Origin of the sequence: Mucilaginibacter sp., assembly GCF_028288185.1 — a bacterium.
Lineage (GTDB): Bacteria > Bacteroidota > Bacteroidia > Sphingobacteriales > Sphingobacteriaceae > Mucilaginibacter.
The window spans coordinates 258,723-275,581 of record NZ_JAQBOF010000008.1 but is presented as its reverse complement, the minus strand read 5'-3'; the positions used below and the strand labels follow the sequence as shown (position 1 = coordinate 275,581).

Here is a 16,859-nt window from a genome sequence, read left to right as displayed (position 1 = left end):
CCCTCAAATTGTCCATATTTTAAATTGGATTCAATTTTTTTTTCTATCTTGACAAATCGATTTAGCAATTCCAAATACAGCCTTTATGAAACATTTTTTTGTACTTTTTTTAGCTATTGCAAATTTAATTTACATTCAATCCGGTCATTCACAATCCACATCTGCTCAAACCGATAACCGACCCTGGAATGCTAATTGGATAGCGGCACCTAATGATGCCGGCAATTCGTATGGCATCTACTATTTTCGCAAAAGTATAGATTTTGTTGCCAACCCCACGTCGTTTATTATCCATGTCTCTGCAGATAACCGCTACAAGCTATATGTTAATGGCACACTCGTATCCCTAGGCCCTGCACGCGGCGATACCTACTACTGGAACTATGAAACGGTTGACATCGCACCATATCTCTCTAAAGGAAAAAATACAGTAGCTTCACTCGTTTGGAATGAGGCCCAATACCGTCCTGAAGCGCAGATTTCAGTACGAACGGCTTTCATTATACAAGGAAATTCCGCCAATGAAGAAATATTGAACACTAACAATACCTGGAAATGCATTCGTGATATCGGGCATCAGCCTATCCCAGGTTATTTCTTTGCGGCCAGTAAAGGCGAAATGGTAGATATGAATCAAGCTGTTAAAGGCGATTGGACATCGGTAAATTATGATGACAGTGCCTGGCCCCTGGCGGCTAAAATAATGGACGGAAAACTCAAGGGCATGGCATGGGGTATAGACTGGGCATTGGTGCCCTCAACATTGCCCGCGAGGGAAATGACCTACCAGCGCATCCTAAAATTGCGCAGTGCGACCGGCCTGCGTGTTCCGCAGGCATTCCCGGAGCAAAAGACCTCATTAACGATACCTGCCAATACATCAGTTTCGTTGTTGCTCGATCAAACTTTTGAAACCAATGCCTATGTAACGCTAAATTTTAGCGGCGGCAAGGGTGCGGGGATATCTCTGGGCTACGCCGAGGCGCTTTTCGATAAAGGCAGCAACGGTACGCGCAAAAGTAACCGCAATGATGTGGAGGGTAAGGAATTTGTAGGGCGAAAAGACAGCCTGATTGCTAACGGCAGTCAGGGGCAGTCGTTTACAACGCTCAACTTTCGTACTTTTCGTTACGTCAGGGTGTTTGTACAAACCGGCAATGAGCCGCTGGTTATTGATGATCTTTACGGCACTTTTACCGGCTATCCTTTTAAACAGACAGCGGTATTTAACACAGATAACACCGAAATAAAGCAAATACTGGATATTGGCTGGCGTACCGCGCGGCTTAACGCCTGGGAAACTTATACAGACTGTCCTTATTACGAGCAGTTGCAATATATTGGCGATACCCGCATACAGGCCATGGTATCTTACTACAATACCAACGATGACCTGCTCGCGCGTAACGCCCTTTCCCTAATGGACCACTCGCGTTTAGCCGAAGGCATTACCAAGAGTTGTTACCCTACCAAAGGTACGCAGATCATTACCCCGTTCTCTTTATGGTATATCGGTATGCTGCATGACTATTGGATGTACCGTAACGACAATGAATTTATAAAAGATAAATTAGTGGGCGCGCGGGATATCCTTAATTTTTTTAATAAATATCAGCAGCCGGACGGTTCGTTAAAAGACCTCCCATATTGGACGTTTGTTGACTGGGCCGGCAATTTGGGCGGGGGGATAAAGGGCAAAGACGGCTGTGCAGCTATTTACGACTTGCAACTGCTTTGGGCGTACCAGTGGGCGGCAGAAATGGAAGCCAAAATTGGCATGCATGACTACGCTGTTATTTATGGTCAAAGAGCCGCGCAGTTAAAAGCCACCATACAAAGCAAATATTGGGACCCTGTAAAAAAATTGTATGCCGATACCAAAGAAAAAAACGGGTTTTCGCAACATGTTAATGCGCTGGCGATATTAACAGGCACAGTAAAGGGTGCAGACATGCAGGCTGTAGCCAACGGGTTGCTTAACAGCAAAAATTTAACGCTATGCACCGTTTACTTTAAATATTACCTGCGGCAGGCGCTGGTAAAAGCGGGCTTGGGCAATGATTATATGAACTGGCTGAGCATTTACCGCGAAAATATAGCCATGGGCCTTACGACCTGGGCCGAGTACTCGGATATTAATAATTCGCGGTCTGATTGTCATGCATGGGGTAGCAGTCCGAATATTGAATTTTTTAAAACGGTATTGGGCATTAATAGCGATGCACCGGGTTTTGTTAAAGTAAAAATAGTGCCGCATTTGGGTACTTTAACCGATGTGAGTGGTAGTATACCCCATCCTAACGGAAAAGTTTCAGTTAGCTATAAATTAGAAAACCGTAAGTGGCAAATCAACATAAGGCTCCCTGAAGGAACGTCGGGGATCCTGGTTTGGAAAACAAAAGCTTACGTTCTCAAAGCAGGTGGAAATTCATTTTTGATTTAGGCAAAACTAATTGTTTGTCAGGGCTGTTGTTATCGCTTTCACGGCCAGTGGCTCCATAACTTTATATCCTGCTAAATTGGGATGTACCCCATCAACAGTGAGTTCTTTTTTAAAGCCTTTATCTCCGTTTACCGTGGCCGAATAATAATCGACATAAATCAGCTGATTTTTTTCGGCGTATGCCTTCAGCATTTGATTTAATTTAATAATACCTGGCACCGGATTGATGCCCGGATGCCATGGAAAAGCGGATGCCGGAAGAACTGACGATAAAACCACTTTAATATGGTTTATCTGTGCAAGTTCAACCATTGAGAAAATATTACCAGCTACATTTTCAATTTTTGATGGGCCCGTATTTTCGGCAATATCGTTGATGCCTGCCAGTATAATTACAACTTCGGGTTTTAAATTGATCACATCTTCCCGAAAACGCACCAGCATTTGCGGGGTAGTTTGCCCGCCAATGCCCCGGTTGATATAATTTTTGTATTTAAAAAAACCAGGGTCTATGGTTATCCAGTTCTCAGTAATGGAGTTACCAAAAAAAATAACGCGGTTTTCACCAATTGCAGGTGAAGGTAACATTTGGTTGTCACCCTCATAGCGTCCCAACCAGGCCCAGTCGTTATGTATCCTGTATTCAATAACCTTTTGAAAGTTTTCCCAGGCTTCTTTCTTTTTTTGCTCTTCAGTCTTTTCTTCAACAGGTTTTTGACCGATTTGAGCAAGTGACGTTTGGCAAAATAACAACAGCGCTAAAATTTTAAGGTATTTCATTGTTTTTTATTTTCAATATTTAAACTGAGGCGTAATCGAAGTAAGTTATGCAAGTATTAAACTTTTGATTTGTAAAATAGATCAATCCGCAAAAATTTAACGATTATGACTCGAAATTAGCAAAAACAACACTAACAAATGAATGTAACTAATAAAACGATTTAGCAAACTCTCATTTTCATCCAGAATCAAATTACACCAGCAGCTTTTTTAATTTTTTATTCGTCGATGCGGATGAGCTTCGGATATTAAGTTCGGTTGAAAGTATAATGGTTTTAACTGATTTATCTTTAAATGGAAGATTCAGCTTGTTTAATAAAGTAGTGATCACGTTATCAGCTATTTGAACAATGGGTTGAGCAATCGCAGAGATAGGTGGTGTAAACAATTGAAAAACCTCATAATCGTCAAAAGAAACCACCGCAATATCTTCGGGCACTTTTATGCCTAATTCCTTGAATAATCTGAGTCCGCAAACACCAATATGGTTCGTGCCAAATAAGATGGCATCAATATCGCCTTTTCGCTTGTTTAAAAATGTTCTTATCGGATCCATGATAATATCATTATTATGATTAAATAATACTTCTTTAACAATAGGCTTTAAATTGTGCTCTTTCAAAGCATTCTTATAGCCCTGCATCCGTTGGGTTAACTGTGCCTGTGACGACAAAAAAGAGATATAAGCTATATTTTTATATCCCTGACTTATTAAATGCTTTGTCGCATTGTAGGTACTAAAAAGATTATCAACTATAACGTAATCTGCGTTTACGTTCTCTATGTTCCGGTCAAACAAAACAACCGGAAACCCTGCCTTTATCAACGAGTTAATTTCATCCTCAATACCCTCAGGCGGCGCGATAATGTAACCGTCTACATGCCGATCACGGTACATTTCAATCAGATCTTTTGTTTTCTCTGTATTGTTATCAGTGCTGCAATAAATTATCTTATAGCCATTATTATAAGCGCGGTCCTCTATCAGCCTGGCGATATTAGCGAAAAAGGGATTAGCAATATCCTCCACCATAAGGCCAATAATGTTCGATTTCCCAGTACGCAGGCTCTTTGCAAGGTGGTTCGGCTTGTACCCAACCTCATCCACAAATTTCAAAACACGCTCAACTAATTCAGCGCCTATTCTCTTTTCCTTAGCTCTGCCGTTCAGGATAAAAGAGATAGTTGTTTTGGATACGTTTAAGCTGTTGGCAATATCAACGATAGATAACTTTTTCTTCACTTTAAATAGCTTTTTTCAAATATATGCTGTAATAACTCATATTTTTTTTATATTAAGCTATTTCGGCCGATTTATTTATAAATCAATTAGTTTATCACAATGCGCTTTAAACGGGGGTACATAAAGCCAAATAAAAATATAACTATATAGCATATTATCGGCAAATAATATGCCGTAGCGACATTATGATCGGCCACCCACCCCATTAAAAAAGGAAAAAGTCCGCCGCCAACTACCCCCATGACGATAAAAGATGATGCCTGCTCTGTTGATTTCCCTAAATCCTTCAGGCCGAGGCTGAAAATAGTAGGGAACATAATACTGAAAAAGAAATTAATCATTATCAATGCAATAAATGATACCGGTCCCCAATTTTGAGCAACGATCAGGCACATTACAATATTGCAAACTGCAAATATCCAAAGCAATTTGTTTGGCGCCAAAACGTACCTCATCAACAATGTTCCTACTAAACGACCTAAAACCATCATCAGCATACTTAGTCCAAAAAAGTAACCCGCTTTCTCAGACGACAGTCCCATGATGTCATGACCATAATTAATAAAATAGGCCCACGTGCCGCCCTGAGCAGCCACATTAAACAATTGAGCAATTGCCGCAAACACAAAATGTTTTTGATGAAATAACTTCTTTGGAATATGCTCGGTAAAGCCTACGGCATAAGAATCGACAGCCACTAAATGCGGATCTGAAAGCGCTGGAACTTTTACAAATGAAAACAAAACAGCTACAACAGCAATAGTCGTCCCGATAACGAAATATAAATTTCTCACAGCAATTAAATCATTTGAGTGAGTCTGTCCAGCTTTTAAAATAAAAAAACCACCAACTACGGGGCCGATAATACCCCCAAGCCCGTTAAAAAACTGGGAAAAATTTATCCGCTGGTCGCTGGTACGCTGGTCGCCTAATGCAGCTACAAAGGGATGCGCTACCGTTTCAAGCGTTGCAAGGCCACATGCAAGAACAAATAAAGCAAATCTAAAAAAGCCAAATGAACCGGAGTTTGAAGCGGGTACAAAAAGAAATGCTCCAACAGAATACAAACAAAGGCCCAATAACACGCCCCATTTATAACCAAATCTCCTCATAAATAAACCCGCAGGTATGCCCATTACTGCATAAGCACCAAATAAAGACAGTTGCACATATGCTGATTTAGATTTTGATATATGCAGTACATTTTGGAAATGCTTATTCAAGGTATCTCCCAATGACATTGCTATCCCCCAAAGTAAAAAAAGTAAGGTTACAAATAGCAGTATCATTAAATATTTACGCTCGGTAAAATTGGGCTTGACCTCCATATTTCTTTTGGTATATTAGTTTAACTGCCGTAAATTAATCGAAAAAATTATCAAGTTTTAAAATCTTGCTTAATTATTTAATTTGACCGCTCTCTTTTATGCCTGGTTACCGTTAAAAAATCCACTCCTTATTTTACAGGTTGTTAACGGGTTGTACCAACAGGCTGATTTTTCACTGCATAATGAAGGCCGGCTTACCTAATTAGTTCCGTATATATATCGTTTTTAACGACTTTGCCTTAAAGTCAGCTCTGGCTTTTATCTTCCACGAAATTTTCGGATTAGAAAGAGGGCGGGGTCCTTTGTGGTACCTCAAAATGAGCCATAATTTTATTACTTAAAAACCAGGCTTCCTTCTTTGCCGATAAGTTTGCCCTTTTCTTCCTTGCCCAAAACTGCCTTAATTGTCTTATAACCGTTTTTACCGGAATAAGAACCGCTTACTTTCCATGATAATGTTTTAGCGGCTTCGTTCCAATAATAAGCAGTTGTTCTTGTATCGCCTTTGGTGTAATTGTAGGATAATCCATCATCTTCAACCATTTTAAAGTTACCATTTTTCCCGGGTAGATGTGGATTTCAAGAGAAGCATCGGAAGCTTGTTCCGAACATTGATGGTTCCCGCGCGTACATATACTGGTATTTCATCGAGTGCCTTTTCAACTGAAATAGTTTGGAGGCCTTTAATTACGTTGCCGGTATATTAGTCATACCAGGTCATTTGGTAATATTCTCACAAGCAGTTTATCGCTGCTTAGTGTCATTGACACCTATCTAAAACCTCTATAAATAACTCCTTGTTATAGTTATTTATATTTTTTAATTTTATCTCACTGTACAACAATTATCAAATTGCTAAATCGATTAAATAAAATGAATAAACCCAGCTATGTTGCCGCCTTTTTATTATTGTTTATAATTGTATTTAACAGCAATGTCACTTTGGGGAATGCGTTTTTAAAACATCGTACTGTTGAGATTGATACTGCCTTTAAACTAGCAAACATTTTCCAGTCGAACATGGTTCTGCAGCAGCACAAACCATTTAGGATATGGGGCAAGGCCTCCCCGGCAAACACGATCACCTTAAAAGCCGACTGGAGCACTAAAACCATTAAAATAACTACTGATGAGCAAGGGAATTGGAAGGGGGAAATAGCTGTTCCAAAAGCTGTTATCCGCGATTTTACACCGCACTCCTTAACATTGACAGATAATGGCACAAATGTTAACCTAAGCAATTTATTGATTGGCGAGGTTTGGCTTGCCAGCGGGCAATCGAACATGCAATTTTCCCTGAAAGGAGAAAAAGGCAAAAACAATGGCGCTTTAAATTATGAAGAAGAAATGGCTGCTACGAATCTTCCAAACATTCGTTTTTTCTATACCGATCTCAATTTCAAAGCACAACCCTACAATCAGGTAACGGGTAAATGGGTATTGTGCACACCCGAAACAGCCGGTCATTTCAGCGCGGTAGCTTATTATTTCAGCAAAGAACTATATGAACATCTAAATATTCCGGTTGGTATTATTCTTTCAACTATAGGGGCGTCAACCGGCCAGGCATGGACCAGCAGAAAGGTACTGGAAAGCGATACTATTTTGTATAACAAATACCTGAGGAGCTACGATAGCAGCCCGAAATCAAAAAATTTGGTTACTTCGGGGTTTAGCTTTGAAAAAGTTACCTTGCCTACCCTTTTATATAATGCTATGATACATCCTTTAGCGGGCTTTAGCATTAAAGGATTCATATGGTACCAAGGTGAATTTAATAGAAGTGATAAAGATTTATATACACGTTTACAAACCGGGATGATTAAAAGCTGGCGCGAAGATTTTGACCAGGGTGACCTGCCTTTTTACCTGGTGCAAATGCCACCCTATTATTGGGGAAATGAAAATACCGAGGCAAATGACTATGCTTACTTCCGCGAGGCACAGGCAAATATCAGGAAACTAAAAAACACCGAAATGGCAGTTATCATAGATGATGACGAAGCCAGGAACCTGCATCCCCGGAATAAGAAACCGGTTGGGATCCGCTTATCAAAAGTAGCGTTGAATAAAGATTATAAATTTAAAAACATCCCCTATTTAGGCCCGCACTTTAGCAAAATGAAGATTAACGGTAGCACCGTTGAAATCTTATTTAAAAAAAGCACGTTAGCTGCCGGCTTAATAACTTCGGATAACCAGCCACCAAAAGAGTTTTACATAGCCGGAAGCAATAAAATTTTTTATGAGGCAACAGCCGCGATTGAGGGTAATAAAATAATTTTAACTTCAGATAAAGTAGCAAACCCGATAGCTGTGCGATATGCATTTAGAAACATTGCTGTAACCAACTTAACCAATAAGGCAGGATTGCCGGTTGAACCTTTCAGAACAGATAACTGGGAGCAAGACCCTAATATGAAGGTGATTATAAAAAGCTAAATGAAAATAAATAGGCTATAAAAATTCGTAAAGTGTTAAACGTAGAACTGCCTGGTTTGAATTATGAAGCATTTACCATTAGCATCGGTGTTAAAAAAGATCTAAGCATCTGGTTATGACAGAGTATAAATAGCATTAAATCGCGAATTACAGCAAATACACCAGCTTACTGATTATCTTTCAAAATGCCGATCCTGCATAAGCCAGTTAATTAATCCATACTAATAAATATTCCATGAAAAGAAATTTTTCCATTGCAATTTTGAGTATGTTTTTTTGCGTCATCTGTGCTTATGGCCAGCGCGTGAATCAAATTAAAGCTAATATTCCTGCTCTTGAGGATATTTCCGGAAGGTGGATGAATGCCGATACAATGGCAATTCAGCCCTCTATTCGCAACTTTAGAGCCCAGGCGCTATTAAACGGTGATATGTCTTCCATCAGCTGGTTTGCTTCAGCCCCTTACAGTGGCGGCTACCATTCTGGTGTATTAAAAATCAATGGCGACGCTCCACGGGCGCAACTATTAAGATGGCTGCCTTGGGAGGGTTTAAGAAAGGTCGGCGCTCCCACTTATCAGATCAGTTCTTCGGTACGGATGATACCTGATAATGATGCAATAATGTGGGAAATAAAAATCACCAATAATACCAAAAGGAACCAGCATTATACGATTGAACAGGACTTGATTGGATTTATCAGCAGGTACGATAAAGAAACATGGCCCTGGCCCTATCCTTATCCAACTACACATGGTAAAACAAACCTGAGGGACGATGAAATCGTAAATGTGGTAAAGAATGTTGGCCTTAAACCAGAAAAAACTCACCTTTATAAGGCCGATGAATCCATGCCTGATCCAATTAAAGATAAAAACATCATAAAATGGCCTTCAGACATTGAGATTTTGAACAGCAAAAAGTATGAGGTAATTGAACATACCAGCCATAAAATTATTATAGCCGATACCGAGACTAAATGTTTTATAGCTTTTGACATGATTGATATTCCGGATAAGTTATTAACAAAAAACAGTGGCGGAACAGCCTTTTGGTCGTTAAACTTAAAGCCAGGCGAAAGCAAAAATATTCGTTTTTTTATGACTTATGCGGCTTCAAAAGAAGAGCTTACTGATAAAGTAAATAAATGGGATAATCATTTTGACAAGACATTTTCAGGTGTTGAAAATGAGTGGAAAGCCCGGTGGAAAGAAATATTTGAGCCTGGCAATAAATTATTTTCAGGGTGTTTCCCCACTCTGGAAACTAATGATAAAGCAGTAAAAAAAGTATATTATACCGGCCCTTTAACGCTTTTATACCTGCTTAATACCAATCTTCCGGCACATAAACGGGTGTTTTTAACAGGCGGGCCGCGCTGGGGTGCTACGGTGATGTTTTTTTGGGATACTACGGAATGGTCATCAATGTTAGCGATAGTCGATCCCGAAATGCTGAAAGAACAGCTAAAGTCATGGGTAAGTATTGACCCGAGCAAATATTTCGGTCAGGACAATTATACTGGTAAAGGGGTCGGAAACGGATATGTTGCCAATTATTGGGCATTATTCCAGTTAATTCATTCTTATATAACAATTACAAAGGATTATGCTTTTCTAAATGAAGTTGTAAATGGAGAGAAGATAATTGATCATTTACACGATTACGCATACAACTGGAGAAAAATATCTATTTACGGGAAAAAAGGCAGCACCGATGATGTTTACAAACTGGCTGATTTTGGCGATAACCCCTGGAATTTGCTGGAATGCGTGCCAACCTATATCCATATCGTACCATCATTTAACGTGGCCTACGTATGGATGATGCGCGAAACAGGGAAATTTTATGAATATTTGAAAGAACCATCAAAGGCTAAAATTATAAAAACAGATGCGGACAGCATGGCGAAGCGCGTTTTGAAGCTGTATGCCGGGAATGGCGTATGGAACAGCCTGTATCCGGATAATAAAAAGGTTGAAGTGAGGCATGTGCTGGATTTTATGTATTTCGGAAAATATATGAACAATGATTTGCCGGCGAATGTCAGAAAAGAAATGGTGGGCTTTGTGTACCGCGAATTAATAACCGACAAATGGATGCGCGCGCAATCTTTGCAGGATATTGCCGCTAAATACTCCGACAGGCCGGATCACGGCCCGTTAGGTGCTTATGATGGATGGCCCGCCGGAACGATAGACGCCTTATCACAAATGGGTTACACCGATAAAGCACTACAGTTTTATAGAAGCATTGCTCCGGTTACGAATGAAGGGATCTGGGCGCAGGCACACGAGCTTTGGGGAGAACATAAGTATGGTAACCATGCAAAAGTAAGGGTACCCGAGAGGGGATGGACCAACCGTGACGGAATTGAAGGCATAGAATTTTCGCAAGATGTATTGAAAGATTTTATGGGTTTTCATCCCGAAATTGACGGCAAAACTTTGCAGCCAATGCAAGGGAATAATTTTTCTGGCAAACTATATCACGTGTTATACGGAGGGAAATACTACGATATTAGTTGCAGGAGTGGTCGGGTAACTATGCAGCCATCCGCCGGTAATTGAATAGTGTCGTGCCATTCATCTATTGATATTTAAGCCCACCTTGGGAAAGGAATCATCATCACAGTTTTTTGGTTGAAGAATCCCGGATATTTAGTACTGTGGATATCGTGATGGTTTGCTTTTCATCTGCTTTCAGTTTCCCGTTAAGCCTGTTTAATAAAAGGGTGATTACATGGTCGGCTATACCTTCAATCGGTTGTGCAATTGCCGAAACTAATGGCGAGTGCAATTGAAACACCTCGTAATCATCGTATGAAATGATTGCCAAATCATCTGGCACCTTCAGTCCAAGCCTGTTAATGGCTAACAGCCCGCAAATACCTATGCGACTAGTGCCGAATAATATCGCATCCAGCCGTTTATTTTTTGACAAAAAATCATAAATAATTTTGCTCATAAAATCTAAATCCAGCGTGAGGGGCAGTATAATTTGGAGATAAAAAAATGCAATCCCCTTTGTCGAAGTATTGGATTATTGAAACTTGATTTTTATAAATCGTGGCCGGTATAAATTGGGCGATTTTTCCAATTCTCCATTAAAATCAAGCGCGTTTATATTATATGAAATCAACAGTTCTCCGGGCTTTGATAAAACCGGGTGCGCCTTGGCATTGTACACCAGGTAGTTTTTGTTAATCAAATCCTTTTTACAATCCCATATTTTTATTATAGGGCCAAACGGGCCGGCCGGTGTTTTACCAATACGCAAGCCTATACTGGGCGACATCCCTCCTACCTGGAATACCAAGGCAAACCTGCCGTCCGGCAACGGCGATAAGCTTAACTCGTTTGATACGTTGTCTGTCACTTTCGTTGCAGTTTTTATATTGGCGTTCCAGTTGTTTCCGTCCCAATAGGTCCATTTACCAAAATCCTCGAAATCTTTTGGTAATATGCGGGCAACCAATAAATTTTTGGTTTTGCCGCTTACCCCATATATGTATATATAACCATCCGGCGCAGGCGCCCCGGCCTTTTTTGTATTGACGTAAACTCCCGCGCCAAATGAGCCCGAGTCACCTCGTTCATCAGTAATAAAAAATGGTGTATCCATTTGCTGCTGCTGGTTAAATTTGCCCGGTTTAGCTGGTATTTTTATTAAGGTATTACCTACTTCCCTAAATCCAAATGGCCCACTTTCTACATTTCTTACCCGGTAACCAAAAATGTAAATATTATTTCCCAATTCCTGGTTAACAAATCCGGCGCCTAACCAATAATAATCGCCCGGTTTGGTATGGGTGGTCTTTGGGATAAATATGGACTCTGGTTTACCCGCGTCATCTTTATCCCAATAAAATTCCATTTTTTCATTGTCCGGAAGTTTGCCTTTTAAAATGGCTAAAGAATTATGTATCATTTTAAAACCAGGAAGCAATGTACTGTCTCTAATTTCGCCTATCATACTATCGCTAAAAAGAAAAAGAATATTATCGCCGGTGCCGGCCTGCTTATTGGCTTTGCCATTAAGCGGTATGGTATAGATGCCGTCACCGCCGAACCATCCTGAGGTTCTTTTTAAAAGAGCAGACCATTCGGGTGCTTCAGATACGGAAAATTTTAGCGTAGTTAAATCAGTGGCCTGGCAAAATGCTTCCTGCCTGCTTAAAACGGCCAAAAAAGTTAAACATACAAAGACAACAAATTTCTTCATATTAAATCGGTTCGGATTGGTTTATTCCTGGTGAGGATCAAATATACAATTCCTGTTATACCTCCTGTAATAATTATTAAACAAATTAATTCTGCTTGTGTAAAAGTAAGACCCATCCAATGATATTTTTCGGTTACCCGTATCAATTCTATCAAAAACCGCTCTGTGCCATTCAAAATCAAAAATAAATAAAACATCAGGCCCGGCGTATGGATATGCCTTCTTATTAACCACATAAAAACGAATAATAAAATACAAATGGTTGCTTCGTAAAACGAAGTTGGATACACCCCTGCGCGAAGTATATTACAATGCTGACCGAAACAGCCATTTATATGCGCCCCCGCATTAATAGCATTATGCGGAAATTTGTTGGCCCACATCCAATCGGGCAGCCATTGCAGCCATCCGGGTTTAACATGCCGGTTAACAATGCCCCAATCTCCGTCGCCTGATAAGTGGCAGCCTACCCGGCCAATGCCGTAAGCCAGCATCGTGCCAGGCGACCCGATATCAGCCAAATGGATAAGCTTCATTCCTCGTTTATGGTTAATATATAGCCAGGCTATGGAGCCAAATATTAAGCCCCCGTAATAGGTAAATCCATTCGTAGAGAATATTACGTCAACCGGGTGAAGCAAAAAGATATGAAAATCTTCGATAATGCTAAACAACTTGGAACCGATAACCCCCCAAAAACCTAATATAAAACCCAGGTATGCCATTGTTTGGTACGGATGTATAACCCGTTCCACCACTATGGGCTGGGGTAACTGTTCCTTTTTTCGGTCGGTGTATATCCAAAGGGTGAAGCCTATACCTACTAACAAGCCGGCTACCAGATTTCCTTGTAAGGAGAAAATGAAAGCGATGGGATTGACCGTAAACGTGGCGAAATTAATAACAGCGCCAACTGCTTTAAAGCCAAATAGGAAACCGGCAAGGCCATTAAGTGCTATCTCCAAATATGAAGCCGGCGCGCCTACCACATCTTTTTCTGTAAACGCTGATATCAGCCCTTCCTGTTCTTTGCGCTTCAGCTCAGCAACAAAAACAAAATAGGCAAAGAAGAAGCAAAGGGCAATAAAAAATCCAAATGTCTGGATAGGGACAAGAATATGGACGTGAAATAGATATTCTATAAGATCCGTCAGGGTTGGAAACATGGATGCAATTTATATAAAAAAGCATTTCAAATTATGAACACAAGTGGTCCATAATTTGAAATGCTTAAGCGGTTGTTTTTATCAGAAGCCCAACTGTAAACCTAGGGTGATTACACGTTGGTTGATATAAGCGTCACCCGCAGTATTAGTAGAAATTTCAGGATCTTGCTGATACATTTGATAGTTATCCCACGTAAGTAAATTGTAAGCGCTCAAATAGATCCGCGCATTATTTAAATGAAACGGCAGATTTTTGCTTGGGAACTGGTAGCCCATATCTACCGTTTTTAAACGAATGTAGTGAGCGTTAACCTGCCAGTAATCCGAAGGATAAAAACTTGGGCTGTTTATAGTTGACGGATTGCTCGTTAGCCTTGGGAATTGGGCATTAGCTGCGTTGGCAGGTGTCCACGCCTTTTCATGTATAGGTTGAAACTGGCTTTCAAATGGTTCGATACCTGTACCAGTGATGATAAAGCTATACCCAAATGAGCCCTGGAATAATACGCTGATGCTGAAGCCTTTGTAGGCTGCTGATAAATTCATACCTAAAGTGGTTGACGGCGGAGAGTTTGGATGGCCTATGGCTTTTTGGTCAAACACGTTGATATAACCGTCATGGTTAAGATCCTGGTATTTTAAGTCCCCGGCCTGTATCACTTCGCCATTATCAGGTACTGCAATTGTGTTACCTGTGTTACTGTTACCGTGAGCAGCTTTGTAAGTAGTTATCTCGGCAACATCAGCCTGGGTGTAATAGCCTAAAGAGTGGTAGCCGAACGGTTGGTTAATAGGTTGACCGGTACGCGACAGCCATGGGTAGGCCGGTGCAGCTTCGCCCTGGAACAATACCTTGTTATTAGCTATAGAGAATACAAAATTGGCTCCCCATTGTAATTCGCCAATGTGGTTATGATAGCCTACTGAACCATCAAAACCCTGGTTTTGTGTCCGACCTAAGTTAACAGCTGGTAGCCCTACACCTAATATCAACGGGATATTGCCAGGGGTGATCAGCTGATCGTAACGTATGTTATGAAAATAATCGAACGTAATGGACAGCGCGTTGTTTTTTAACATATTTAGGTCAATACCTATATCTGTCTCCTTCTGCTTTTCCCAAACTACATTGGTATTTGACAATGCACCTTCAGCATAGGTACTTATAGGGGTTGAGCTAGTACCGAAATTGTACCCGCCTGTTTGCGTATAAGTTTGCTGATAGATATAGGTGTTACCCGGGGCAACGTCAGATCCTACAATACCATAAGATCCGCGAAGCTTTAATAAGCCGATTGTATTGGCAAACGGTTTAAAGTACTTTTCTTTCGAAATATTGTAACCCGCGCTAAATGCAGGGAACCATCCATAACGATGATTAGCAGCGAAGCGGTCAGTGCCATTATAGGCAGCATTCACATCAAATAAGTACCTGCCATCATAATCGTAACCACCTTTTATGGAAATACCCCTAAATTTTGCCGGCACGCCAACTTGTTCGCGGGAAAGAGTGGGCCCCACTAAATTTTGGGCATCATAAGTTTGCGCCTTTTGATTAAATAACAGGAAGCCCGTAACATGGTGTACCCCAGCAAAAGTATGGTCATAATTAGAAAAAAGCTGGATGTTAATGTTGTTGGTGTACAAATTAGTACCACCTATATAATTGTACGTAGGGAACACATAAGCGCCATTGGGGTTCAAAGTAGTTGTCCCTGTTGCCGAATTATAGTGATAGCTTGGAATAGGCGCGTTGAAATTGAATATCTGCCTTGTGTACGCCTCTGAGCTTGAGTAGGCAACGCGGGCGGTAGCCGTTAAACCATCAGTGATGAAATTCAATTTTTGTATACCACTAAATAAAACGGTATAATCCGTCCTTTTCAGATCCGAGTATCCCTCTGTAGCGATACGGGCATTCAGGGTTGGCAAGTGCGCAGGATTGAACGGCGAATATGCATAAGCGTAACTACCGTTAGGATTTAAGAATGGAGCGGTAAAAGGCGTCTCCTTTGTGAAATCATAAATTTCACCTACTGTAGATGCTTCACTTTCTGCCGGAGAGTTAATGTCATTAAAACGGGTAGTAACATCTAACCGTAGATCCAAGTTTTTATTAGCTTTCAGATCAATGTTTGAGCGGAAGTTATAACGTTTAAAATCATAGTTTGAATTTACGTTAGCCACTGGATTTGGAAAATCGCGCTGTAAACCATTTTGTTGTAAAAAACCTCCTGAAATAAAGTATTTTACTTGGTCATTACCGCCAGATATATCCAGGTTGGAGTTAACCTGCTCGGCAAATTTTTTGAATATTTTGTTGTACCAATCTACATTTGGGTGGCCATATGGGTCGGTTCCGTTCTGGAACGCGTTAAGATCAGCCGGGGTAAATGAAAGGGGTTTACCATCATTGGCCTCGGCCTGGTTGACTAATACAGCAGAGTTATATGAATCAAGAAACACAGGCACCTTGGTAGGCGATTGTAAACCAGCCTCATTACGGAAATTAACCTGGGGCTTGCCACTTTTACCTCTACGTGTAGTTACTACCAATACGCCGTTAGCGCCTTTTATACCATATACAGCTGTTGTGGCGGCATCCTTTAAGATAGATATTGTTTCTATTTCGTTTACATTGATCTGCTGCAGTTGATCATAGGTATATTCAACATCGTCCACAATTATCAACGGCTGATTTCCATTTGGATTTAATGAGCTGACACCACGAATGAAAAAGTCGGAGGCGTCTTTACCAGGCTGGCCTGACGCTTGTGTTGAAAAGAAGCCCGGCAGCTTACCCGCCAGCGCGTTCTGCACATTGGCGGTCGGTACGGTGCGTATCTCAGATGCAGATATAGAACTTACCGCACCTGTATTAGTTATACGGGTGGTTTTACCGTAGCCCACCACCATTACCTCGGTAAGGCCATTAGCGCTTGAACTAAGCGTAACATCTATATTGTCGCTTTTAGCCCCAATCCTTATACGTTGGGATACGTAGCCAATGAAGCCTACTATAATGGTGTCTGATTTGCCTTTTAATGTTAACTGGAAGAAGCCATTGTTGTTAGCGATGGTACCATTACCGGGTACTCCTTTTTCTACAATAGAAGCACCAGGTAAAACTCCGCCAACATCTCTTACTGTACCCGTTACAACTTTATTTTGCGCATATAACAAGGCCGGAATCATGCTGGTGATAACAAGAAAGAAAAGTATTAATTTTCTCAT

General features: G+C 40.7%; 10 protein-coding genes and 1 pseudogene. 3 read left to right on the top strand and 8 right to left on the bottom strand.

From position 1 onward, the window contains the following. The first annotated feature begins 85 nt into the window (after positions 1 to 85). Positions 86 to 2,443 carry an alpha-L-rhamnosidase C-terminal domain-containing protein gene (locus JWQ34_RS03720; RefSeq protein WP_299354055.1) on the top strand — a complete coding sequence of 786 codons (2,358 nt, stop codon included), beginning with the start codon at positions 86 to 88 and terminating at the stop codon, positions 2,441 to 2,443. A 6-nt stretch (positions 2,444 to 2,449) separates the two neighbouring features. On the opposite strand, the gene JWQ34_RS03715 is transcribed toward JWQ34_RS03720, so the two are convergent. The 4 genes and pseudogenes from JWQ34_RS03715 to JWQ34_RS03700 all read right to left on the bottom strand — a co-directional run. Then, on the bottom strand, positions 2,450 to 3,223 hold the full coding sequence (locus tag JWQ34_RS03715) for an SGNH/GDSL hydrolase family protein (RefSeq protein WP_299354053.1): 774 nt from the start codon (positions 3,221 to 3,223) through the stop codon (positions 2,450 to 2,452). A 193-nt stretch (positions 3,224 to 3,416) separates the two neighbouring features. Beyond that, positions 3,417 to 4,466 carry a LacI family DNA-binding transcriptional regulator gene (locus tag JWQ34_RS03710; RefSeq protein ID WP_299354052.1) on the bottom strand — a complete coding sequence of 350 codons (1,050 nt, stop codon included), beginning with the start codon at positions 4,464 to 4,466 and terminating at the stop codon, positions 3,417 to 3,419. A gap of 86 nt (positions 4,467 to 4,552) precedes the next feature. After that, entirely contained in the window at positions 4,553 to 5,755 is a 1,203-nt protein-coding gene (fucP, locus tag JWQ34_RS03705) for an L-fucose:H+ symporter permease (RefSeq protein ID WP_299354050.1), read from the bottom strand. A 372-nt stretch (positions 5,756 to 6,127) separates the two neighbouring features. Next, positions 6,128 to 6,346: pseudogene (locus JWQ34_RS03700) on the bottom strand (DUF5110 domain-containing protein); the annotation flags it as partial. Positions 6,347 to 6,667: 321 nt separating this feature from the next. Here JWQ34_RS03700 and JWQ34_RS03695 point away from each other — a divergent pair. Both JWQ34_RS03695 and JWQ34_RS03690 read left to right on the top strand, forming a co-directional pair. After that, positions 6,668 to 8,236, top strand: a complete 1,569-nt coding sequence (locus JWQ34_RS03695; protein WP_299354048.1) for a sialate O-acetylesterase — start codon at positions 6,668 to 6,670, stop codon at positions 8,234 to 8,236. A gap of 304 nt (positions 8,237 to 8,540) precedes the next feature. Further along, positions 8,541 to 10,805 (top strand): hypothetical protein, encoded by a 2,265-nt coding sequence (locus tag JWQ34_RS03690; protein ID WP_299354046.1) that lies wholly within the window; start codon positions 8,541 to 8,543, stop codon positions 10,803 to 10,805. 58 nt (positions 10,806 to 10,863) lie between these two features. On the opposite strand, the gene JWQ34_RS03685 is transcribed toward JWQ34_RS03690, so the two are convergent. From JWQ34_RS03685 to JWQ34_RS03670, 4 genes are all read right to left on the bottom strand, one after another. Then, positions 10,864 to 11,202 carry a substrate-binding domain-containing protein gene (locus tag JWQ34_RS03685; RefSeq protein ID WP_299354044.1) on the bottom strand — a complete coding sequence of 113 codons (339 nt, stop codon included), beginning with the start codon at positions 11,200 to 11,202 and terminating at the stop codon, positions 10,864 to 10,866. 75 nt (positions 11,203 to 11,277) lie between these two features. Next, positions 11,278 to 12,459, bottom strand: coding sequence for a DUF4185 domain-containing protein (locus tag JWQ34_RS03680; RefSeq protein WP_299354042.1), 1,182 nt, complete (start codon positions 12,457 to 12,459; stop codon positions 11,278 to 11,280). Continuing rightward, the gene (locus JWQ34_RS03675; RefSeq protein ID WP_299354040.1) at positions 12,456 to 13,625 is read right to left on the bottom strand and encodes a prolipoprotein diacylglyceryl transferase; all 1,170 of its coding nucleotides are present in this window, start codon (positions 13,623 to 13,625) and stop codon (positions 12,456 to 12,458) included. The genes JWQ34_RS03680 and JWQ34_RS03675 overlap by 4 nt, the downstream gene beginning before the upstream one ends. 81 nt (positions 13,626 to 13,706) lie before the next feature. Beyond that, positions 13,707 to 16,859 carry a TonB-dependent receptor gene (locus JWQ34_RS03670; protein WP_299354038.1) on the bottom strand — a complete coding sequence of 1,051 codons (3,153 nt, stop codon included), beginning with the start codon at positions 16,857 to 16,859 and terminating at the stop codon, positions 13,707 to 13,709.

Excerpts from the sequence above, each read along its gene's own strand:
- JWQ34_RS03680 (WP_299354042.1), bottom strand. The coding sequence starts at position 12,459 with ATGAAGAAATTTGTTGTCTTTGTATGTTTAACTTTTTTGGCCGTTTTA.
- JWQ34_RS03675 (WP_299354040.1), bottom strand. The coding sequence starts at position 13,625 with ATGTTTCCAACCCTGACGGATCTTATAGAATATCTATTTCACGTCCAT.
- JWQ34_RS03715 (WP_299354053.1), bottom strand. The coding sequence starts at position 3,223 with ATGAAATACCTTAAAATTTTAGCGCTGTTGTTATTTTGCCAAACGTCA.
- fucP (WP_299354050.1), bottom strand. The coding sequence starts at position 5,755 with ATGATACTGCTATTTGTAACCTTACTTTTTTTACTTTGGGGGATAGCA.
- JWQ34_RS03685 (WP_299354044.1), bottom strand. The coding sequence starts at position 11,202 with ATGAGCAAAATTATTTATGATTTTTTGTCAAAAAATAAACGGCTGGAT.
- JWQ34_RS03720 (WP_299354055.1), top strand. The coding sequence starts at position 86 with ATGAAACATTTTTTTGTACTTTTTTTAGCTATTGCAAATTTAATTTAC.
- JWQ34_RS03695 (WP_299354048.1), top strand. The coding sequence starts at position 6,668 with ATGAATAAACCCAGCTATGTTGCCGCCTTTTTATTATTGTTTATAATT.
- JWQ34_RS03670 (WP_299354038.1), bottom strand. The coding sequence starts at position 16,859 with ATGAGAAAATTAATACTTTTCTTTCTTGTTATCACCAGCATGATTCCG.